Raw genomic sequence first — 20400 nt, 5'->3', positions numbered from 1 at the left:
GTTTTCAATCCCCACTTTTCCCTTGGGATTCAGAGAAAAGCGGAAACAAGTCAGCATTTCCCCATTTTCCTGCCTGAAAATGGGAAGTTGTAAATATTTTTATGCGAATCATCATCCATAAGTGGGCGCATAGCACTCAAAAGTGTCTTGAATAGCTGGTTATTGTGGGCTTCCTCCCCAGCCAGCAGGGCCTTCATGTGAGCGCGCTGGGTCGGCATGCGGAAACAGGCCGGGCAGTTGTCCCTGATCACCGGGAAGCCGGCGCTGGCGGCAAAATCGGCCAGCTGGCGTTCACGCACATAGACCAGCGGGCGAATGATGCGCAGGTCGCCGTCGTCATTGCGGTAATGGGCCTTCATGGTCTGCAGCCGGCCGCCGTGGAAGGCCGACATCAGGAAGCTCTCGGCCAGGTCGTCCAGATGCTGTCCGAGCGCCAGGACGTTGCAGCCGGCTTCCCGGGCCGTGGTGTACATCGTCCCCCGCTTCATGCGGGCGCACCAGCTGCAGTAGGAATCCTTGGTCATATGCCCCAGCGCCCGCTCCATGATGGGCTCGGCGCGGAAATGGTAGGGCACGCCCAGTTCCGCCAGGTAGGGCTTGAGCCGGGCCGGCTCGAAGCCCTCCACTTCGGGATCCACGGTTACGGCGCCCAGTTCGAAGCGTACCGGCGCGTGACGCTGCAGATGCAGCAGGATGTGCAGCAGCGACAGGGAGTCCTTGCCGCCTGACAGGCCGAGCAGGATACGGTCGCCGTCGCGGATCATGTCGTAGTCGGCAATGGCCCGGCCAACCGGGCGCAGCAGGGATTTCGGAGGACGGGTCTGTGACATGGCGGAAAGGTAACGGGCCGCCCCGCCGCTGGCAAGTGACATGGACGCTATACTTCAGGCCAGTGTCAAACAGCCCGTCGCGGGCGGGAGAGGTAAATGAGTGACAACGAGGTCCATGCGCTGAGTCCCCAGGCCGCGGCCGAACTGCTGGACAGCAATCCCAGGGCGGTGCTGATCGATGTCCGTTCAAACATGGAATTCCTGTTCGTCGGCCATCCGGTGGGGGCGGTGCATGTCCCCTGGATCGATGAGCCGGACTGGGTGATCAATCCGCATTTCGTCACCCAGGTGCGCCAGGTATTGCTGGGCGGGGTATGCCATGAGCCGGAGGCCGGCTGCGCCCCGATCATTCTGATCTGTCGCAGCGGCAAGCGCTCGCTGGAGGCCGGCCGGGCCCTGACGGCAGCCGGAATCGGGGATGTTTACCACGTGGATGAAGGTTTCGAGGGGGAAATCGACGACCATCACCACCGCAGTTCGGTGGGGGGCTGGCGCTTCCACGGCCTGCCCTGGGAGCAGTGCTGAACCGTCAGCCGCCGGCGGATTGACTCGGCTCCGGGGTCCGCATATATTCCGTCATTCGTTGTCATGCATCGGGCCGGCCGGACTGCCGCCCGGGAATGCAGAAAACGGGCGCACCGCACCCAATATTATTACACACAGTTCTATGCGGCGCCGCCGGAGCAACCCATTTCCCATGCACTCACGGTGCGGCGAGGAGGAGTACACAGCATGTCAGATACAACCCCCGAACAGATGGACCAGTGGCTGAGCGAGAAGCTCGACGAACTGCTGCCGCAGAAGCTGCAGGCCATCGAACAGAGCAAGACCCCGAGCATGGCGATCATCGCCACCAAGGGCACCCTGGACTGGGCCTATCCGCCCTTCATCCTGGCCTCCACGGCCGCGGCCCTGGGCTGGGACACCCACATCTTCTTCACCTTCTACGGCCTGCTGCTGCTGAAGAAGGAGATCCCCTCCGAGGTCAGCCCGCTGGGCAACCCGGCCATGCCGATGAAGATGCCCTTCGGTCCCAAGTGGTTCCAGAACATCACCTGGCCGATGCCCAACCTGATCATGGCCGGCATCCCGGGCTTCGAGAAGGTCGCCACCTCCCTGATGAAGAAGACCTTCAAGAACAAGGGCGTGGCCACGGTCGAGGAACTGCGCGAGCTGTGCATCGAGGCTGAGGTGAAGATGTCCGCCTGCCAGATGACGGTGGACGTGTTCGGCTTCGATTCCAGCGAGTTCATCGACGGTCTGGACTATGTCGGCGCGACCTATTTCATGCCGGTGGCACGCGAGTCCGACGTCTGCCTGTTCATCTGAGCCGGCGGTCCGATCCGGTAGTACAAGGACCCGCGCTTGCGCGGGTCTTTCCTTTTCAGGAGCACCAGCGCACAACGACGCGAAGTCCTTTTTGCCCCTTGGTTACATGCTTTGTACTTGTCCGTATTTTCCGTGTATTCCGTGGCGCTCTTGCATCATTGAAGGCAAAAAAAAACCCGGTGGGTACCGGGTGAGTTGCCAAAAGAGGCTGGAAGGCATGGTTATTAAGCTTATTGGCGACACGTTACCCGCGATGGGGATACCCTCCCAGATATTGATTCCGCATCGCGAGTCATGCCGAGCCTAACCTCAGGTTCCGCATCCTGCGGAACCTTTGAGGCCGCAAGATATGATTTCACGGCGACACAGTCGCCGGACAGTCAGTAATTGATGATTTCTCTGTAAGCCTATGCTTACAAAAGTGCAGAAGGGAGGTATTCGTGGCGGGCCTGTATCCCGATATCAAGCCTTATGTCCAGCACACGCTGGACGTCGACCCCCCGCATGTCCTGCATGTGGAGGAGTGCGGCAATCCCACCGGTCTGCCCGTGGTGTTCCTGCACGGCGGCCCGGGCGGAGGCTGCGAGCCCTATCACCGGCGCTTCTTCGACCCCGAACGCTACCGCATCGTGCTGTTCGACCAGCGCGGCTGCGGCCGCTCCGCCCCGCACGCCGAACTGGAAGGCAACACCACCCATACCCTGGTCGCGGATCTGGAGCGCATCCGCGCCCATCTGGGCATCGAACGCTGGGTGGTATTCGGCGGCTCCTGGGGCTCCACCCTGGGCCTGGTCTATGCCCAGACCCATCCCGAGCGGGTGCTGGCAATGATCCTGCGCGGCATCTTTCTGTGCCGGCCACGCGACATCGCCTGGTTCTATCAGGACGGTGCCGGACGCCTGTTCCCGGAGGCCTGGGAGGAATACCTGGAACTCATCCCGCCGGCCGAGCGCAGCGACATGGTCCGGGCCTACCACGCCCGCCTGACCAGCGACGACGAGGTCCATCGGATGCAGGCGGCCAAGGCCTGGGCGCTGTGGGAGGCGCGCGCCTCCACCCTGCTGCCGCGGGAGGCGGTGATCGAGCACTTCGGGGCGCCTTATACCGCGCTCAGCCTGGCCCGGATCGAGGCCCACTATTTCGTCAATGACTGCTTCCTGGAACCGGACCAGATCCTCGACCGGGCCGACCGGCTGCGCGACATCCCGGGGGTGATCGTCCACGGCCGCTATGACTGCGTCTGCCCGGTGGAACAGGCCGTCGCCCTGCACCGGGTCTGGCCGCAGGCCGACCTGCAGATCGTGCCCGATGCCGGCCATGCCGCCAGCGAACCCGGCATCATCGAGGCACTGGTCGGCGCCACCGACAGTTTCGCCGACAAGCTGGGGGCCTTCTGAGTTGGAGGATGGTCACGGAAGCACACGGATGAACAGCAAACATTGAGGCCTGCATGAATGTCTGACCCAGATTCCCCTGCGATGTCATGCCGGCGCAGGCCGGCATGACGAAAAAGCTGTCAGACAGGTCTTCAAGCTGACATGATCGGGCTGCTGCAGCGGGTAAGCGAGGCACGGGTGACGGTCACCGGCGAGACGGTCGGGGCCATCGGCCGCGGGCTGCTGGTCCTGATCGGGGTGGAACAGGGCGATACTCAGGCCCAGGCCGACCGGCTGCTGGAGCGGCTGCTGGGCTACCGGGTGTTCCCGGACGCTGACGGGAAAATGAACCTGTCGCTGGCCGACACCGGCGGCGGGCTGCTGCTGGTGCCGCAGTTCACCCTGGCCGCGGACACCCGTAAAGGCCTGCGGCCGAGCTTCACTCCGGCGGCCACGCCGGAGGCGGGAAAGCACCTGTTCGACTATCTGGTGGGGCAGGCGCGGGGGCGGCATTCCGACGTCGCCTGCGGGCGCTTCGGCGCCGACATGCAGGTCAGCCTGACCAACGACGGCCCGGTGACCTTCTGGCTGCAGGTCCCGGTCAGCCGCTGAGCGGCGGCTCCAGTTCCAGCCGGCCGGCACTGATCCCGGCGCGGTAATCCCCGGCCAGTACCGCCTGCAGGGTGTCGCCCGCCAGCCTGCGCCGCCAGCCCTGCAGCAGGGCACAGTCGTCGCGCCCGCGCAGCAGCTTCTCCAGGTCCTTGCGCCCTCCCAGCACCGAGGGGTTGAGGCCGTTGGTGTCGGCGATCAGGCGCAGCGTCCCCTGCAGCAGGTCCAGCGCGGCCTCCTCGGCGGCGGTGAGCGGCGGCAGTCGGGTGAAGGCCGGCAGCGGCTGCGGTTCGCGGCCGCGGGCGGCCTGGATGCGCTCGATCAGGGCGTCGCCGAACTGACGGATCAGACCGGGGTTGAGCCCGCGCACCCGCTCCAGTTCCACCTTGCGTTTGGGCTTGAGCCGGGCCAGGGTGGCCAGGGCATCGTCAGGCAGGATCCACTTGCGCGGTTTGTCCTCGCGCCGGGCCCGTTCCTCGCGCCAGGCGGCCAGGTCCTGCAGAATGGACAGACTCGCGCCCTTGAGCCGATTGGCCTCCTTGATACGCAGCCAGGCCGCTTCGGGATGGACGATATAGGTCTCGGGCTCCAGCAGGATCTGAAAATCCGGTGCCAGCCATTCCAGCCGACCCTTGGCGGCAAGCTCATCATGCAGCGGCGGATACAGCTGCGCCAGGTAGTTCACGTCATCGGCGGCATAGCGCAGCTGGTCTTCAGACAGCGGGCGCTGCGCCCAGTCGGTGCGGCTGTGGCCCTTGGGCAGATCCACGCCCAGGCGCTCGCGCACCAGATTGGCGTAACCCATCTGCTCGGGCAACCCCAGCAGCGGGGCGGCCAGCTGGGTGTCGAACACCGGACCGGGCAGGCTGCCGCGCAGCTGATGGAAGATCTCCAGATCCTGACGGGCGGCGTGCAGCACCTTGGTAATGCCGGGGTCGTAGAACAGATCCAGCAGGGGCGCGATATCCAGTGCCAGCGGATCGATGCAGAACAACCGCAATTCCGGGGTGGCAACTTGAATCAGGCACAGTTTCGGGTAAAAGGTCTTTTCCCGGATGAACTCGGTATCCAGCGCCAGCCAGTCGTGGCGACGCATTTCCCGGCAGGCGGCCTCGAGTGCCGCGGGCTGATCGACAAAGGTGTATTCGGACATGGCGACCATAATACAGCATGAACCGGCATCGCCCTGCATTCGGGTATGCACGCTCGACGACGACGACGTGTGCCTGGGCTGCGGCCGCACCCTGGGCGAGATCACGGAGTGGGGCGGTGCCGATCCCGCGCGCCGGCGCGAGATCCTGGCCGCAGCCGAACAGCGACGTGCAGCAGGCTCCCCCTCACCCCTACCCCTCGCCCCACAGGGGAGAGGGGATTGAAACCCTGCAGCTGCCGCGATATCCGCCCCCCTCTCCCCTGTGGGGCGAGGGGCCGGGGGTGAGGGGGCGACACCTCACCGCATCGTCACCAACTCCTCGGCACTGGTCGGATGCAGGGCGACGGTATCGTCCAGATCGGCCTTGCGCGCACCCATGCGCACCGCCACGGCGAAGCCCTGCAGCATCTCGTCGGCGCCCATGCCGATGATGTGACAGCCCACCACCTTCTCCTGCGCCCCGACGCAGACCAGCTTCATGGCGGTCTCGCGCTTGTGTTCGGTCAGGGCGTGATACATGGCTGTGAAACGGGTCTGGTAGATCTTGACCGCGTCGCCGTGGATCTCCCGGGCACGGGCCTCGGTCAGCCCCACGGTGCCGATGGGCGGGTGAGTGAACACCACGGTGGGGATGTTCTCGTAGGGCAGGTGGCGTTCGCTCATGCCGCCGAACAGCCGGTCGGCCAGACGCCGGCCGGCGGCAATGGCCACCGGGGTGAGCGCGGCCTTGCCGTTGACATCCCCGAGCGCATAGACGCCTTCGACATTGGTGTTCTCGTACTGATCGCTGGGGATGAAGCCGTTTTCATCCACAGCCACACCGGCGGCCTCCAGGTTCAGACCGTCAGTGGCCGGGGTGCGGCCCACGGCCCAGATCAGCTGATCGAAATCGTCCAGGTGCTGGCCGTTGCCGCCGCGCAGGCTCAGTTTGCCGTCGTCCTGTAGCGCCACCTCGTCCAACTCGGTGGTGGAGATGATGTTGATGCCATCCTTGATCATCTCCTCCATCAGGCACTCACGCAGCATGGCGTCGAACTCGCGCAGGATGTGTTCGCGCCGCAGTACCAGCGTGACCTCGCTGCCGAGCGCATTGAGCATGCCGGCCAGTTCCACAGCGATGTAGCCGGAACCGGCAATGGCCACCCGCTGCGGCCGCGACTCCAGCTCGAAGAAGCCGTCCGAGGTGATGCCCAGTTCCGCGCCCGGAATATCCGGCACGGTGGGGTAGCCGCCCACGGCGATGCAGATGTGATCGGCGCTGTAACGCTCGCCGTTCACCTCCAGGGTGCGGGCATCGACGAAGCGCGCCCGGCCCGGGATCTCGGTGATGTCCGAATCGGCCAGGTAGGTGTGATACCAGGTGTTGATGCCATTGACATAGGCATCCCGCCCGGCCTTTAGCCGGCCCCAGTCGAAGCCGTTGCGGGTGAGATCGAATCCGTAGCCGGCGGCATCATCGAGGGCATGGGCCAGGGTGGCCCCGTACCACATGACCTTCTTGGGCACGCAACCGACGTTCACGCAGGTCCCGCCCAGCGGGCCGCTCTCGACCACGGCGCATTTCGCCCCATAGCGGGCGGCGCGTTCGGCCACCGAGAGGCCGCCGCTGCCGGCGCCGATGGCGATGAGATCAAAGTGCTGGGGCATATGTCTCGGGCTCGTCTGCTGCGAATGAGCAGGCATTGTAAGGGTTTTGCCGTCCCGCTTCCTCCCCCGCCTAGGCGCCGTCCCTGCCAGCCATTACAATCCGGGTATGCCATAACGCAATCGCACAGGACACGCCATGAGCAATCCCCTCATCGACCTGCAGGGCCTGCCGCCCTTCAGCTGCATCAAGCCCGAACACGTGGAACCGGCCGTCGACGCCCTGCTGGCCGAGTGTCGCGCCAGCATGCACCGGCTGCTGGAGGAGAACAGCGTCTACAGCTGGGACAATCTGGTGCAGCCGATCGAGGATGTGGAGGACAAACTCGACCGCGCCTGGTCGCCGGTCAGCCACATGAACTCGGTGGTCAACAGCGAAGCCCTGCGCCAGGCCTACAATGCCTGTCTGCCCAAGCTGTCCGACTATGCCACCGAGATGGGCCAGAACGAGCGCCTGTTCCAGGCCTTCCGCCAGATCGCCGACAGCGATGACTATAAGCAACTCGACACTGCACAGCAGAAGGTCATCGACAATGCCCTGCGCGACTTCCGCCTCTCCGGCGTGGCTCTGCCGCCCGAACAGCGCGAACGCTACCGGGCCGTCATGCAGGAGCTGTCCTCACTGACGGCGAAGTTCGAGGAGAACCTGCTGGACGCCACCCACGGCTGGAAGCTCAACATCACCGATGAGAGCCGTCTGGCCGGGCTGCCCGAATCGGCCGTCGATCTGGCCCGCCAGACCGCCGAGCGCGAGGGCCTGGAGGGCTGGCTGTTCAACCTGGAGTTCCCCTCCTACTACCCGGTGCTGACCTATGCCGATGACCGCGAGCTGCGCCGCGAGCTCTACACCGCCTATGTCACCCGCGCCTCCGACGAGGGTCCGAACGCCGGCCAGTGGGACAACGGCCCGGTGATGGAGCGGATTCTGGCCCTGCGCCACGAGGCCGCGCAGCTGCTGGGCTTTGACAACTATGCCGAGAAGTCCATCGCCACCAAGATGGCGCAGAGCACCGACCAGGTGCTGCAGTTCCTCCACGACCTGGCCGAACGCGCCCTGCCGGCGGCGCGCGCCGAGCTGGACGAGATCCGCGCCTTCGCCCGCGACCAGCACGGCATGGCGGATATCGAGGCTTGGGATGTGGCCTACTACTCGGAGAAGCTGCGCGAGCACAAGTACGCCATCTCGCAGGAGGAGGTGAAGCCCTGGTTCCCCGTCACCCGCGTGATCCCCGGCATGTTTGCCGTGGTGAATCGGCTGTACGGCCTGGACATCAGGGAAGTGAAGGGCGTGGACGCCTGGCACGAGGACGTGCGCTTCTACGAGATCCGCGACACGGACGGCAGGCTGCGCGGCCAGTTCTATCTGGATCTCTACGCCCGTCCGCACAAGCGCGGCGGCGCCTGGATGGACGAGTGCGTCTCGCGGCGCATCACCCGCGATGGCCTGCAGACGCCGGTGGCCTACCTCACCTGCAACTTCACCCCGCCGGTGGGCGACAAGCCCGCGCTGCTCACCCACGACGAAGTGATTACCCTGTTCCACGAGTTCGGCCACGGCCTGCATCACATGCTGACCCAGGTCGATTATGCCGGCGTGTCCGGGATCAGCGGCGTGGCCTGGGACGCGGTGGAACTGCCCAGCCAGTTCATGGAGAACTGGTGCTGGGAACGCGAGGCGCTGGATCTGATCGCCGGCCATTATGAAACCGGAGAGAAATTGCCGGGCGAACTGTTCGAGCGCATGCTGGCGGCGAAGAACTTCCAGTCCGCCATGATGATGGTACGCCAGCTGGAGTTCTCCATCTTTGATTTCCGCCTGCACCGGGAATACGACCCGGCGCAGGGCGGGCGCGTCTATGACATCCTGCAGCAGGTGCGCGACCAGGTCGCGGTCATCCAGCCGCCGTCCTTCAACCGCTTCCCGCACAGCTTCTCGCACATCTTCGCCGGCGGCTACGCGGCGGGCTACTACAGCTACAAGTGGGCCGAGGTGCTGTCGGCCGACGCCTTCTCCGCTTTCGAGGAGTCCGGCATCTTCGACCGCGACACCGGGAAACGCTTCCTCACCAGCATCCTGGAGCAGGGCGGTTCGCGCGAGCCGATGGAGCTGTTCATCGAGTTCCGCGGCCGCGAGCCGTCCATCGATGCACTGCTGCGCCACAGCGGGTTGGCGGCGTGAGGTGAGGAAGGCGGCATCAACGCAGAGGGCGTGGAGGCGCGGAGACGCGGAGACGCGGAGACGCGGAGACGCGGAGACGCAAAGAATGCAATAATCAACAATCTTGTTTCGCAGATGGTCCCGAAAACTATCTGGCGGAATGTAGGTCGGGTTGGCGCAGCGTAACCCGACACCCGCCGCGATTTGTCGGGTTACGCTGCGCCAACCCGACCTACGAATGGCTACATGAATATCACCGCATATTCCGTCATCCCGGCGAAGGCCGGGATCCAGGCACCGCTGCGGTCACTGGATTACTCGCTGCGCTCGCCCTCCGGGCCGCCCTGCGGGCGTTCAACACGCTCCGCGTTTTTGTCCCGCATCCGCGGGAATGACGGTACCTTACAGCTTGTAGCCAACCTGCGATCGTTATTTAATCCATCCATAATTATTATACCCTTGCGATTCTGTACCCATAGGGCATAAATGCCTCTACGCCCTCCGCGCTCACACCACCCGGCCAACTGATTCCAAATAATGAAATACAACGACCTTCGCGACTTCATCCATCAGCTCGAACAGCGCGGCCAGCTCAAACGCATCCGCCAGGAAGTCGATCCCTATCTGGAGATAACCGAGATCTGCGACCGCACCCTGCGCCGCGGCGGGCCGGCGCTGCTGTTCGAGAATCCGAAGGGGCACGCCATCCCGGTGCTGGGCAACCTGTTCGGCACGCCGGAACGGGTGGCCTTCGGCATGGGCGAGGAATCCACCCTGGCGCTGCGCGAGGTCGGCAAACTGCTCGCCACATTGAAGGAACCCGAACCGCCGCGCGGCATGAAGGACGCCTGGAGCAAGCTGCCGATGTTCAAGAAGGTGCTGGACATGGCGCCGAAGACAGTGCGCGACGCACCCTGCCAGGAGGTGGTGATCGAGAAGGACGACATCGATCTCGGGCGGTTTCCCATCCAGACCTGCTGGCCCGGCGATGCCGGGCCACTGATCACCTGGGCCCTGGTCGTCACCCAGGGCCCGCACAAGCCGCGCGCCAACCTGGGCATCTACCGCCAGCAGGTCATCGACAGAAACAAGGTCATCATGCGCTGGCTGGCACACCGCGGCGGGGCGCTGGACTACCGCGACTGGCAGGCCGAGCATCCGGGCGAACCCTTCCCGGTCGCTGTCGCGTTGGGCGCGGACCCCGCCACCATCCTGGGCGCGGTCACCCCGGTGCCGGATACGCTGTCGGAATATGCCTTCGCCGGCCTGCTGCGCGGCAGCCGCACCCGGCTGGTGAAGTGCCTGTCCCACGACCTGATGGTGCCGGCCTCGGCCGAGATCGTGCTGGAGGGGTTTCTGCATCCGGGCGACGAGGCCGACGAGGGCCCGTTCGGCGACCACACCGGCTACTACAACGAAGTGGAGCGCTTCCCGGTGTTCACGCTGGAGCGCATCACCCACCGCCGCGACCCCATCTATCACAGCACCTACACCGGCCGGCCGCCGGACGAGCCGGCCATCCTGGGCGTGGCCCTGAACGAGGTGTTCGTGCCGCTGCTGCAGAAGCAGTTCCCGGAGATCACCGACTTCTACCTGCCGCCCGAGGGCTGCTCCTACCGCCTGGCGGTGGTCAGTATGAAGAAGCAGTACCCGGGCCACGCCAAGCGGGTGATGTTCGGGGTCTGGTCCTTCCTGCGCCAGTTCATGTACACCAAGTTCGTCATCGTCACCGACGACGACGTGAACATCCGCGACTGGCAGGACGTGATCTGGGCCATGACCACACGCATGGACCCGGTGCGCGACACCACCCTGATCGACAACACCCCGATCGACTATCTCGACTTCGCCTCACCGGTCTCCGGCCTGGGCGGCAAGGTCGGCATGGACGCCACCAACAAGTGGCGGGGCGAGACCGACCGCGAATGGGGCCGGCCGATCCGGATGGACGATGCAGTGAAACAGCGCATCGACATCCTGTGGGATGAGCTGGATATATTCGAATCCTGAACCGCCACAGTATGCAGGTCGTGTCAGCCGCGGCGTAATTCGACATGCGGCGGCTGACGTCGTGTTACGCCTTTCAGTGTGTAGGTCGGGTTAGCGCAGCGTAACCCGACATGCGGCGGCAGACGTCGGGTTAGCCTGGAAGGCGTAACCCGACCAACGTCACTGCATCTCCTGCAGACAGGCGGCCAGCCCGGCCTCCAGTTCGGGGTACTTCAATTCCACCCCCAACTCCTCCCGCAGCCGCCGGTTGTCCAGCCGCTTGGACTCGTTCATGAAGGCCTGCATGCCCCGGCTCAGTTTCTCTGGCGCCTCCTCACGGGTGACAGTGGGCGGCGGCGGCAGGCCGGCGGCCCTGGCGATGCGGGCAAAGTAGTCGGCCATGGTGCTGGGGTGGCCGTCGGCGACGTTGTACGCAGCGCCCGGTTCGCCCCTTTCCATGGCAGCGCGACAGGCGGCAATCAGGTCATCGACCTGGATGCGGTTGGTGTAGGGACAGTCTTCTTCACGCAGGATCGGCAGCCCCTGGCGGATGCGTTCCAGCGGCAGCTTGCCGGGGCCGTAGATGCCGGGTACGCGCAGGATCACCACCGCGATGCCGGTCTGCTCCGACCAGGCCTGCAGGGCCTGCTCGGCGGCCAGGCGCCGGCGCCCGCGCGGGGTGCCGGGGTTGGGCGGAAATGACTCGTCGATCCAGTCGCCGCCGCTGTCGCCATAGACCCCGCTGGTACTGATGTAGACGATGCGCCGGGGCAGATTTCCCGGGCGCAGCTGCTCCAGCACCCGCGCCAGGCGCGGATCGCCATCGCCTTCCGGAGGCGGCGGAGCAAAGTAGTACAAATCGCGGCCGGCCGCGGGGATGGCATCTGCCGGCAGCGGCTGGTCCAGATCCAGTTGCAACGGCGCGATGTCCGCCTCGCGCAGGCCGGCCACGCCGGCATCACTGCGCACCAGACCCGTGACTGCCCCCCCCTCGGCCCGCAACTGCCGGGCCAGGCGCTGTCCGACATAGCCGCAGCCCACGATTAGCACAGGGTTCATCGGTTTATCTCCAGCAGGAAATGGGCGACAATCGCCGCCTTTGTTTAAGTTGCGTCCTAGATTACATGGCATATCAGGTCAAGATCGAACCCAGCGGCCACACATTTTCTGTGGAAGCCGGCGAGTCCGTGCTCGAAGCGGCCCTGCGCCAGGGCATCGAACTGCCCTATGGCTGCCGCGGCGGCAGCTGCGGCAGCTGCCGGGGCCGGGTAATCAGGGGTTCGGTGGACTATCCCGACGACGTGCTTCCGCCCGCGCTCGAGCCGGACGAGGCCGCCGCCGGCCAGGCCCTGTTCTGCCAGGCCATGCCGCGCGAGGATCTGAGCATCGAGATCCGGGAACTGGACACGCCGGCCCAGATCGAGGTCAAGAACATGCCGGTACGGGTGGCCGAGATGCAGCGGCTGTGCCACGACGTCTACCTGCTGAGGCTGAAGCTGCCGACCACCGAGCGGCTGCAGTTCTTCGCCGGCCAGTATATCGAGATCCTGCTCAAGGACGGCCGCCGGCGCGCCTTCTCCATCGCCAACGCCCCGCATGACGATGAATACATCGACCTGCACATCCGGCTGATCGAGGGCGGCGAGTTCACTCAGTATGTCTTCAATGAAATGCAGCCGAAGACCATCCTGCGCATCGAGGGCCCCCTCGGGCAGTTCTACCTGCGCGAGGAATCCCCGCGACCGATCCTGATGATGGCCGGCGGCACCGGCTACGCCCCGCTCAAGGGCATGCTGGAACACGCCTTCCATGTCGGCATCACCCGGCCGATCCACCTGTTCTGGGGGGTGCGTTCACGGCGCGATCTCTATGCCCACGACCAGATCAGCCATTGGGCGCGCGAGCACGCGAATTTCCACTACACCCCGGTCCTGTCGGAACCGCTGGCCGAGGATGACTGGGACGGGGAGACCGGCCTGGTGCTGGGCGCCCTGCTCGAGCACTATCCGGAACCGGCCGGCTACGACATCTACATGAGCGGCCCGCCGGCGATGGTCGAGGCCGGCCGCCAGAGCTTCCTCGGCCGCGGCGTGCCGATGGAGCAGATGTTCGCCGACGCCTTCGAGTTCGCCGCCGACACCCGCGACAAGGCGGCCCAGGGCGGCGGGTGAAGATCAGGAGCGCCACGGAATACACGGACAGGACTGAATATTAGGCTGGTGGATTTGTAACGATTCCCGGTCATTCCGACGCATGCGCGCAGCGCGTTGAGCGCCCAAAGGGCGGCCCGCAGGGCGAGCGCAGCGAGTAATCCGCAACCCGCCGTAAAGCAATAGTTCCGCCTTGTGCCGGAATAACGAGCATTGAGTGGAACAGAGACCGGGCGGTTTCTGCAATTATATTTTTCCGTGTATTCCGTGGCGCTCTTGATCTTTGATGAACCTCACCCCGGAGCCGGGAGGCGGCCGGTCTCGCCGGTGGCCAGCTGCATGCCCTTGCGGAAACACACCGCCGCCTCATCCGGTTCTTCCAGTTCCTCCAGCAGGCTCCCCAGCAGCTGGTAGCCCTCCACCGTCGGCTGGATCTCCAGCGCCGCCTCGAGATAGCTGCGGGCCTTGCCCCACAGCCGGTTGAGGATCGCCAGCCGGCCGGCGGCCTGCAGCAGCACCGGGTTGCGCGGCTGCTCCTTGAGCCATTCCTCCAGCTGCGAGAGCTGCATGCCGAGATTCTCGCCCCGCACCCGGCCATAGAGATCCAGCAGACGTTCGTCACGCTGACGCCGGATGGCCTCGCGCAGCACCGGCTCGGCCGCCGGATCCAGCTCCAGGTGATGCAGGGCGCGGCCGTAGACCAGGACCAGGTCATTGTCCTGGCGCAGCCGCCGTGGCAGCTGGCCCCACAGCTGCTGCAGCGCCGCGGCATCGTGCTGACGCACGCTGCCCTCCAGCAGCGCGCGGTAGACCGTCTCCTCCAGTTCGTCCAGCGCCGGCTCGGGCAGGGCCCGGCGCTTGCGCAGTTCGGGCAGCAGTTCGCGCAGGCGCTCCCAGTCGCCCAGGCGCTGGTACAGACGGGCGAGCATCTTCAGTACATAGGCATGACGCGGCGCGATGCTGCGCAGATGGGTCAGCGTGGCCAGCGCCTGTTCCATCTGCTGATGGCTGAACTGCAGATCGGCCTGGGTCAGGCCGACGGCGACGTCGGAGTTGGGCATCGCCTGGTGAGCCAGGCGCAGATACTGGTCACGCCGGGCATCCGCACCCTGGTACTGGGCGGCCCGGGCCGCGGCGATATAGTTGAGCAGCGGACTCTCGCTGTCATCGGCATGCTGGGTCAGCAGCCGCTCGGCACGCGGCCAGTCGCCCTCGGACAGGGCCAGCAGGCCCTGGTTGAGCGAGTGCCGGGCGCGCAGGGCCCGGCGCCGGCCGCGCCAGGCCCGCAGCCGCCGGGGGGTGCGCCGCGCCCCGGCCAGCAGCCGCAGCAGGGCGTAGAGGACGATGAACCCCAGCAGCAGGCCGAACAGCAGCAGCGACAGGCTGGTCTCGACGCTCCACTGACCGTAGCCGATCAGCACATAGCCGGGTTCGTTGAGAAACACCAACCCGAGCACCACGCCCAGGGCCAGGGTGAGCAGGGCCAGAAACAGCGGTTTCATGGTGCGTTCCCCGCGCCTTCAGCAGCAGCTTCGTCGGAAGCCGCTTCCGGCGCGGCCCGACCGGCCTCGATCAGGGCCAGTTCCTGGCGCAGCAGGCGCAGGGAACCGGCGATGTCGGGCAGGGCGGGGCGCAGTTCCACCGCGAGCAAGGCATCGAGCTCGGCGCGGGCCTCGCGCACCGCCGGTTGCCCGGCGTCGAATTCCTGCGCCAGCCAGTCGCGCGCTGTACGCAGGCTCACCCGGTACAACTCGGGGTTGCCGCGCAGGGCGGCGAGCCGGGCGGTATCGAGTTGCAGGCGCAGATTGGCGTAGAGAAAGAACTGCTGGTCCGGCGCCAGCAGCGGGGCGACCGGCTCGTCGTTGCGCCGCACCGCCACCAGTTGGCGCAGTTCGCCCCACAGGGCGGCGGGCAACTCGCGCCAGCTGCCGGCTTCGGCGTCGGCTTCGGCCCCGGCGTCGGCGGCGGCACCGCGCGGCGTCGGCCGGTACTGGGCGCCGGCGACCTTGAGGTCATCGACACTGTCTGCCAGGGTCTGCAGGCGCAGGGCGATGCCGTCGATGTCCGGCACGTCGACGCCGCGCAGGCCGGCCAGTTCGCGGCTGATCTGTTCGCGCACCGGCAGGTAGGCCGCGTTGGCCAATTCCTGCAGGCGCTGATCGGCGCTCGTGAGCGCGGCGATGGCGGTATCGACGTCGCGCGCCAGCTGCAGCCGCTGGTTGGCCACATGCAGCAGGTACTCGGCCTCGGCCAGCACCCAGGCCTCCTGGCTGCGGCCGACCTGGGCCCGCAGCACGCCGAAGGCGCGTTCCAGGGCCGCGATCGACTGCTGCTGATCGGCCAGATCCTGCTGCAGGCCGCGGCGGGCGCCGACGGCCTCGTCCAGGGTGGCTTCCATCCGGTCCACCGCCGCTGTCACGCGATTGTCCAGGGCCTGGTTGCGGGCATCGATCTGGGCCAGCACCTCCTGCTGCCAGCCGGCCTGGCGCTGCACCTCGTGCCAGATGAAATAGCCGGCGACCAGGGCACCGACGCCGACCAGCAGGGCCAGGATGGCCAGCGGCCCGGCATAGCGCCCGCCGGTCGGGGCCGGCGCCTGGCTGGCGCCGCCGGCAGCAGTTGAGGGCGCGGAAGGGCTGCGCCGGCGGCCGCCGCGCGAGCGTGGCTTGCCGCCGCCCTCGCTCGCGGCCGATCCGGATCCGGGTGCGCCCTGAGGCTGGGGCTTATCCTTGTTCTCACTCATGCTTCAGCTTCCCGATGGGTGGTGGGCGGAGGCCCGGTCAGCGGCGAGCCGCGCCAGCGCCGCAACCATGGCCGCATCGGTGGCATTGTCCGCCACCCTGACCTGTTCACAGCCCTGGCGCGATGCATAGGCCCGGGTGCGCTCGCTGGGAACGATCAGCGGGGTGCGCCGCAGCAACTCGCGACCGGCTTCGCCCAGCAGTTCGAGCAGATTATCCAGGATCGCGTTACTGGTCACCAACACGGCATCGATCCCGCCACTATGCCAGCGCTGCAGCAACGCAGCGGAATCCGCCTCGGGCAGCCTCCGCTCGTAGAGCTCGAGCGCCTCGACCCGGGCCCCGCGCTGGCACAGAGTGTCCCGGATCAGCTCCCGGCCGCCACGGCCACGGAGTATCACGATGGAACAATCCGCCAGGCGCTGCAAGTCCGGCAGCGCCAGCAGCGCCTCGCTGGTGAAGGGGGAGGGCGCGGCCAGGCTGACCGGGATGCCGGCCGCCGTCATGGCCGCCGCGGTCTGCCGGCCGATGGCCAGGGTCTTCACGCCCGCCGGCCAACCCGCTCCCGCGGCCTGGGCACGGAAGGCGGTCACGGCATTCACGCTCACGAACAGGGCATAGTCGAAGCTGTCCAGCGGCGCCGGCCAGCGGACGCCGTTCAGAAAGCGGATTTCCATCACCGGGAACGGGACCGGCTCCGCGCCCGCCGCGGCCAGCCGCTCGCACAGCGGGCCGGCCTGGGCCTCGGGGCGGGTGACCAGGACCCGCCAGCCTGCCAGGGCGGGGGCTGTGTCCATTATTGCGCTTCGGCGTAGAGCGCCTTGAGGATGGCGTCGGCACCGCGGCTGAGCAGGTCCTCGGCCAGCACCCGGCCGAGTTCCTCGCCGTCCTCGGGCCGGCCGCTGATCACCCCGTGGACGATCTCGCTGCCATCCGGGCGGCCGACCAGGCCGCGCAGCACGATCACCCCGTGCTCGATCTCGGCATAACCCCCGATGGGCACCTGGCAACCGCCCTGCAGGGCGGCGTTCAGGGCCCGTTCGGCGGCGACCCGCTGCGCGGTGTGGCTGTGGCCCAGCGGCGCGATCAGGCCCTGCACCTCGGGGTCCCCGGAGCGGCATTCGATGCCGATCGCGCCCTGGCCGATGGCCGGCAGGATCACCTGCGGCCCGAGTTCGCTGCGGATGCGCTGTGCGAAGCCCAGCCGCTTGAGGCCGGCACAGGCCAGGATGATGGCGGCGTAGTCGCCGCGATCGAGCTTCTCCAGCCGGGTGTTGACGTTGCCGCGCAGGTCGCGGATTTCCAGATCCGGGCGCAGGGCCCGCAGCTGACTCTGGCGGCGCAGGCTGGAGGTGCCCACCACTGCCCCTTGTGGCAGCGCCTCCCAGTCCGCATATTGATTGGAGACGAAGGCATCGCGCGGGTCCTCGCGGTCCAGGATCTGGGCCAGTTCCAGGCCATCGGGCAGTTCCACCGGGACATCCTTCATGGAATGGACGGCGATATCGGCACGTCCCTCCAACAGGGCGGTCTCCAGTTCCTTGACGAACAGCCCCTTGCCCCCGATCTTGGCCAGCGGACTGTCGAGCACCCGGTCGCCCTGGGTGGTCATGGTGACCAGCTCGACCTCCAGGCCGGGGTGGTGCAGTTCCAGGCCGGTCTTGACGTGTTCGGCCTGCCACAGGGCAAGCGCGCTCTTGCGGGTGGCGATGCGGAGCTTGGTCAGGGACATGATTTCTCTTGATACAGTGGGATTGGACAGCGCGGACCGGTTGTCCCGCCCGCGCGCAGGCAGTGAGGATAACGAGTGGTGAAACAGGCTTTCAAGTTTATCACGGGCGGGCTGCTGCTGCTCTGGCTGCTGGGCCAGGCCGCCGCCGGCGCCGGAACCCGACCGGAGGTCCAGCAGGTGCAGAGCCTGGAGCAGGCCACCCGGGAAGCGGCCGAGCGCGGCCTGCCGCTGCTGCTGGCCTTCAGCAGCCATCACTGCACCTATTGCGAACAGGTCGAGCAGGACTTCCTGGTCCCGATGCTGATCAGCGGCGATTACGAGGATCGGGTACTGATCCGCAAGCTCAATATCGACGCCGGCGTCATGGTTGAGGACCTGCAGGGTGAGATCCGCCCGGCGCGGCGCATCGCCGACGAATACGGCGTCGACATGACCCCCACCCTGCTGTTTCTGGGCCCCGGTGGCGAGGAACTGGCCAAGCGCATCGTCGGACTGCTGACCCCGGACTTCTACGGCGGCTATATCGACCGCGGCATCGACACGGCCAACGCGGCGCTGGATCAGTAACCTGCTGCCGACACCAACCTTTCACGACACAAACGCAGAGGACGCAAAGGCGCGGAGACGCAAAGTGGGTTGTCGGATTACGCTGCGCTAACCCGACCTACGTACTGATCCAGAGCGTAGGCCGGGATAAGCGCAGCGTTCCCGGCATGCCCGGCCAATGCCGGAAACGGGCCATTCGGCCCTTTTTCCGGCCTACAATTCCAACCCTGATTCGCATCTTCCTTCGCGCGCCTTGTGCGCCTTCGCGGTTTAAAGCTTTTCCCTCACGCCCCCTTCAACAACCGCCGCACTTCGGGCTGCTGCCGGCGGCTGACCTCCAGGCGCGCATCCACCCCGCGCAGCACGGCGCACAGCCGACCCTCGGCGTCACGCTCCAGCGCACTGAGATGACGCCGCGCCACCAGGGCGTTGCGGTGAATGCGGATGAAGTCCCCGCCGAACTCCTCTTCCAGCGCTTTGAGCGCTTCCTCGATCAGGAACTCGCCCTCGCCGGTACGCACGGTGACGTACTTGTTGTCGGCCTGGAAATAGCGGATGTCGGCCACCGGCACCAGCTGCAGGCCGCCGCGCACCGGCAGGCACAGGTGACTGCGCCGACGGGTCTCGGGCAGATCCCCGATGCGTGCGGCCTGGGCCCTGTTGAGCCGGCAGGCATTGGCCAGGGCCGCCATCAGGCGCTCATTGCGGATGGGCTTGAGCAGGTAATCCACGGCACAGGCCTCGAAGGCCTCCAGGGCATGATCGCCATAGGCGGTGGTGAAGATCACCGCCGGCGGCTCGCTCAGCCCGGCCAGGTGCCTAGCTGCCTCCAGTCCGTCCATCTCCGGCATGCGGATATCCAGCAGCACCACGTCGGGACGGTTTGCCGCCACCTGCTCGATGGCCTCGCGCCCGGTGGCCGCCTCGCCGGTGATCTCGATGTCGGGCACACCGGCCAGCATGGAGATCAGCCGCTCCCGCGCCAGCGCCTCGTCGTCGACCACCAGCACCTTCATGCGGCACGCTCCAGCGGAATCAGCATGCGCACCCGGTACTGGCCGTCGCGCTGCTCGGTCTCCAGCCGCGCCTGCGCCCCGAACACCAGCAACAGGCGCTGACGGATGTTCTCCAGCGCCATGCGGTTGCCCGCCCGGCGCGGCGGATCGGATTGCGGCGGCAGCGGATTGCGCACTTCCAGGCGCAGCCTGCCCTTGTTGTAGGTCGCCAGGATATGGATGCAGCCGCCCTCGCCACGCGGCTCAATACCATGATAGACGGCGTTCTCGATCAGCGGCTGCAGGATCAGCGGCGGCACTGCCTCGTCCAGCGGCAGGTTCTTCTCGGTCCATTCCACCTGCAGCCGCTCCCCAAGACGCAGCCGTTCGATGTTCAGATAGCGGCGGGCAATGGTCAGTTCCTCGCTGAGCGGGATGCGCGCCTGCACTTCCTTCATGCCGGCGCGGAACAGTTCGGCCAGATCCTGCACCACCTCCTCGGCCAGCGCCGGCCGGCTGCGGGTGAGCGCGGCGATGGTGTTGAGGCTGTTGAACAGGAAGTGCGGCCGGATGCGTGCAGCCAGCGCCTCGACCCGGGCCTGGGCCTCGGCGGCCACCTGCATCTGCCACTGATGCCGGACAAAGAAGTAGCGCAGGAGCAGCGCGGCGACGATGGCGGCGATAGCCAGGTTGCGGATCAGGTAATCCATGTGGCCGTCGCCATTCGCTTCCATGGCGCCGTATGCCGGCAGAAGCCGGAAGGCCAGTTCACTCAGGCCGAGCACGATCAACAGGATCAATCCGTAGGCCAGCACCCCGGCGCGGCGCGGCGGCAGGCGCAGCAGCCAGCGCCGGGCCAGGCACAGGGCCGCGGTGCATGACAGCGCCACCCATTGCACAAACAGCGACACCAGGCCCAGTTCGCTCCACCACAGCGCGCCCAACGGGCTGCCCGCCAGCGCGAGCACAAAGGCCAGCATCTGGGCGCTGACCACCACGGCGAACACCGCACGAATGGCGCAGAAGTCGGGCAGGAAGCCGGCATCACCCTGCGGCAACCCGGCGGCGTTGTTGGCTGGCGTTTCCATGTTCCCGGCTGTTCCCTCCCCGCACTGAGCGCGATTATCCCCCGACGCCCCGGCCAGAAC

General features: G+C 66.5%; 19 protein-coding genes. 9 read left to right on the top strand and 10 right to left on the bottom strand.

Features of this window, described 5'->3' with window-relative positions; all coding sequences use genetic code 11:
* Positions 1–50 precede the first annotated feature (50 nt).
* Positions 51–872, bottom strand: coding sequence for an ATP-binding protein (locus CFK21_RS01640; protein ID WP_369801231.1), 822 nt, complete (start codon positions 870–872; stop codon positions 51–53).
* 54 nt (positions 873–926) lie between these two features.
* Here CFK21_RS01640 and CFK21_RS01635 point away from each other — a divergent pair, with 54 nt between their 5' ends.
* The 4 genes from CFK21_RS01635 (at position 927) to dtd (ending at position 4147) form a co-directional block, all read left to right on the top strand.
* Positions 927–1355, top strand: coding sequence for a rhodanese-like domain-containing protein (locus CFK21_RS01635; protein ID WP_096364099.1), 429 nt, complete (start codon positions 927–929; stop codon positions 1353–1355).
* A 207-nt stretch (positions 1356–1562) separates the two neighbouring features.
* Complete coding sequence (dsrE2, locus tag CFK21_RS01630) at positions 1563–2159, top strand: sulfur carrier protein DsrE2 (protein ID WP_369801230.1); 597 nt, start codon at positions 1563–1565, stop codon at positions 2157–2159.
* A 440-nt stretch (positions 2160–2599) separates the two neighbouring features.
* Positions 2600–3556 (top strand): prolyl aminopeptidase, encoded by a 957-nt coding sequence (pip, locus tag CFK21_RS01625; protein ID WP_096364095.1) that lies wholly within the window; start codon positions 2600–2602, stop codon positions 3554–3556.
* 141 nt (positions 3557–3697) lie between these two features.
* On the top strand, positions 3698–4147 hold the full coding sequence (dtd, locus tag CFK21_RS01620) for a D-aminoacyl-tRNA deacylase (RefSeq protein ID WP_096364093.1): 450 nt from the start codon (positions 3698–3700) through the stop codon (positions 4145–4147).
* On the opposite strand, the gene rnd is transcribed toward dtd, so the two are convergent.
* Complete coding sequence (rnd, locus tag CFK21_RS01615) at positions 4137–5297, bottom strand: ribonuclease D (protein WP_096367438.1); 1161 nt, start codon at positions 5295–5297, stop codon at positions 4137–4139. The two genes, dtd and rnd, sit on opposite strands and share 11 nt — an antisense overlap.
* Between rnd and CFK21_RS01610 the strand changes: the two genes are divergently transcribed.
* A complete protein-coding gene (locus CFK21_RS01610) occupies positions 5296–5520 on the top strand; it encodes a DUF1289 domain-containing protein (RefSeq protein WP_096364091.1) in 225 nt (74 codons plus the stop codon). The two genes, rnd and CFK21_RS01610, sit on opposite strands and share 2 nt — an antisense overlap.
* A gap of 74 nt (positions 5521–5594) precedes the next feature.
* Here the strand turns inward: CFK21_RS01610 and gorA are convergent, their stop codons facing one another.
* Positions 5595–6944 (bottom strand): glutathione-disulfide reductase, encoded by a 1350-nt coding sequence (gene gorA, locus CFK21_RS01605; RefSeq protein WP_096364089.1) that lies wholly within the window; start codon positions 6942–6944, stop codon positions 5595–5597.
* Positions 6945–7080: 136 nt separating this feature from the next.
* Between gorA and prlC the strand changes: the two genes are divergently transcribed.
* Together prlC and ubiD are read left to right on the top strand one after the other, a co-directional pair.
* On the top strand, positions 7081–9120 hold the full coding sequence (gene prlC / locus CFK21_RS01600) for an oligopeptidase A (RefSeq protein ID WP_096364087.1): 2040 nt from the start codon (positions 7081–7083) through the stop codon (positions 9118–9120).
* Between the two features lie 516 nt (positions 9121–9636).
* Positions 9637–11109, top strand: a complete 1473-nt coding sequence (gene ubiD, locus CFK21_RS01595; RefSeq protein ID WP_096364085.1) for a 4-hydroxy-3-polyprenylbenzoate decarboxylase — start codon at positions 9637–9639, stop codon at positions 11107–11109.
* A 159-nt stretch (positions 11110–11268) separates the two neighbouring features.
* On the opposite strand, the gene CFK21_RS01590 is transcribed toward ubiD, so the two are convergent.
* Entirely contained in the window at positions 11269–12147 is an 879-nt protein-coding gene (locus CFK21_RS01590) for an SDR family oxidoreductase (RefSeq protein WP_096364083.1), read from the bottom strand.
* Positions 12148–12212: 65 nt separating this feature from the next.
* On the opposite strand from CFK21_RS01590, the gene CFK21_RS01585 reads away from it, so the two are divergent.
* A complete protein-coding gene (locus tag CFK21_RS01585; RefSeq protein ID WP_096364081.1) occupies positions 12213–13259 on the top strand; it encodes a CDP-6-deoxy-delta-3,4-glucoseen reductase in 1047 nt (348 codons plus the stop codon).
* Between the two features lie 272 nt (positions 13260–13531).
* On the opposite strand, the gene CFK21_RS01580 is transcribed toward CFK21_RS01585, so the two are convergent.
* Genes CFK21_RS01580 through hemC form a run of 4 tightly spaced genes read right to left on the bottom strand, consistent with a single transcriptional unit; the run spans position 13532 to position 17711 of the window.
* Positions 13532–14740 (bottom strand): heme biosynthesis HemY N-terminal domain-containing protein, encoded by a 1209-nt coding sequence (locus CFK21_RS01580; protein ID WP_096364079.1) that lies wholly within the window; start codon positions 14738–14740, stop codon positions 13532–13534.
* On the bottom strand, positions 14737–15981 hold the full coding sequence (locus CFK21_RS01575) for a uroporphyrinogen-III C-methyltransferase (RefSeq protein WP_096364077.1): 1245 nt from the start codon (positions 15979–15981) through the stop codon (positions 14737–14739). Before CFK21_RS01575 ends, CFK21_RS01580 begins: the two co-directional genes overlap by 4 nt.
* Before the next feature lie 3 nt (positions 15982–15984).
* On the bottom strand, positions 15985–16776 hold the full coding sequence (locus tag CFK21_RS01570; RefSeq protein ID WP_096364075.1) for a uroporphyrinogen-III synthase: 792 nt from the start codon (positions 16774–16776) through the stop codon (positions 15985–15987).
* Positions 16776–17711 carry a hydroxymethylbilane synthase gene (gene hemC, locus CFK21_RS01565; RefSeq protein WP_096364073.1) on the bottom strand — a complete coding sequence of 312 codons (936 nt, stop codon included), beginning with the start codon at positions 17709–17711 and terminating at the stop codon, positions 16776–16778. Before hemC ends, CFK21_RS01570 begins: the two co-directional genes overlap by 1 nt.
* A 78-nt stretch (positions 17712–17789) precedes the next feature.
* Between hemC and CFK21_RS01560 the strand changes: the two genes are divergently transcribed.
* Positions 17790–18278: a thioredoxin family protein gene (locus tag CFK21_RS01560; protein ID WP_157745237.1), complete on the top strand. Its 489-nt coding sequence runs from the start codon at positions 17790–17792 to the stop codon at positions 18276–18278.
* Between the two features lie 263 nt (positions 18279–18541).
* Here CFK21_RS01560 and CFK21_RS01555 read toward each other — a convergent pair whose 3' ends face one another.
* Together CFK21_RS01555 and CFK21_RS01550 are read right to left on the bottom strand one after the other, a co-directional pair.
* Positions 18542–19273 carry a LytR/AlgR family response regulator transcription factor gene (locus CFK21_RS01555; protein WP_096364069.1) on the bottom strand — a complete coding sequence of 244 codons (732 nt, stop codon included), beginning with the start codon at positions 19271–19273 and terminating at the stop codon, positions 18542–18544.
* On the bottom strand, positions 19270–20340 hold the full coding sequence (locus CFK21_RS01550; protein WP_096364067.1) for a sensor histidine kinase: 1071 nt from the start codon (positions 20338–20340) through the stop codon (positions 19270–19272). The genes CFK21_RS01555 and CFK21_RS01550 overlap by 4 nt, the downstream gene beginning before the upstream one ends.
* Between the last annotated feature and the right edge of the window lie 60 nt (positions 20341–20400).

It is taken from the genome of Thiohalobacter thiocyanaticus, assembly GCF_002356355.1.
Classification (GTDB): domain Bacteria; phylum Pseudomonadota; class Gammaproteobacteria; order Thiohalobacterales; family Thiohalobacteraceae; genus Thiohalobacter; species Thiohalobacter thiocyanaticus_A.
The sequence above is the reverse complement of the archived record's forward strand: the minus strand, read 5'-3'. Positions and strand labels throughout refer to the sequence as shown.

What these genes read in the sequence shown, in the direction of transcription:
- CFK21_RS01640 (WP_369801231.1), bottom strand. Translation starts at nt 872, where the DNA reads ATGTCACTTGCCAGCGGCGGGGCGGCCCGTTACCTTTCCGCCATGTCA.
- CFK21_RS01635 (WP_096364099.1), top strand. Translation starts at nt 927, where the DNA reads ATGAGTGACAACGAGGTCCATGCGCTGAGTCCCCAGGCCGCGGCCGAA.
- dsrE2 (WP_369801230.1), top strand. Translation starts at nt 1,563, where the DNA reads ATGTCAGATACAACCCCCGAACAGATGGACCAGTGGCTGAGCGAGAAG.
- dtd (WP_096364093.1), top strand. Translation starts at nt 3,698, where the DNA reads ATGATCGGGCTGCTGCAGCGGGTAAGCGAGGCACGGGTGACGGTCACC.
- CFK21_RS01610 (WP_096364091.1), top strand. Translation starts at nt 5,296, where the DNA reads ATGGCGACCATAATACAGCATGAACCGGCATCGCCCTGCATTCGGGTA.
- rnd (WP_096367438.1), bottom strand. Translation starts at nt 5,297, where the DNA reads ATGTCCGAATACACCTTTGTCGATCAGCCCGCGGCACTCGAGGCCGCC.
- gorA (WP_096364089.1), bottom strand. Translation starts at nt 6,944, where the DNA reads ATGCCCCAGCACTTTGATCTCATCGCCATCGGCGCCGGCAGCGGCGGC.
- prlC (WP_096364087.1), top strand. Translation starts at nt 7,081, where the DNA reads ATGAGCAATCCCCTCATCGACCTGCAGGGCCTGCCGCCCTTCAGCTGC.
- ubiD (WP_096364085.1), top strand. Translation starts at nt 9,637, where the DNA reads ATGAAATACAACGACCTTCGCGACTTCATCCATCAGCTCGAACAGCGC.
- CFK21_RS01590 (WP_096364083.1), bottom strand. Translation starts at nt 12,147, where the DNA reads ATGAACCCTGTGCTAATCGTGGGCTGCGGCTATGTCGGACAGCGCCTG.
- CFK21_RS01585 (WP_096364081.1), top strand. Translation starts at nt 12,213, where the DNA reads ATGGCATATCAGGTCAAGATCGAACCCAGCGGCCACACATTTTCTGTG.
- CFK21_RS01580 (WP_096364079.1), bottom strand. Translation starts at nt 14,740, where the DNA reads ATGAAACCGCTGTTTCTGGCCCTGCTCACCCTGGCCCTGGGCGTGGTG.
- CFK21_RS01575 (WP_096364077.1), bottom strand. Translation starts at nt 15,981, where the DNA reads ATGAGTGAGAACAAGGATAAGCCCCAGCCTCAGGGCGCACCCGGATCC.
- CFK21_RS01570 (WP_096364075.1), bottom strand. Translation starts at nt 16,776, where the DNA reads ATGGACACAGCCCCCGCCCTGGCAGGCTGGCGGGTCCTGGTCACCCGC.
- hemC (WP_096364073.1), bottom strand. Translation starts at nt 17,711, where the DNA reads ATGTCCCTGACCAAGCTCCGCATCGCCACCCGCAAGAGCGCGCTTGCC.
- CFK21_RS01555 (WP_096364069.1), bottom strand. Translation starts at nt 19,273, where the DNA reads ATGAAGGTGCTGGTGGTCGACGACGAGGCGCTGGCGCGGGAGCGGCTG.
- CFK21_RS01550 (WP_096364067.1), bottom strand. Translation starts at nt 20,340, where the DNA reads ATGGAAACGCCAGCCAACAACGCCGCCGGGTTGCCGCAGGGTGATGCC.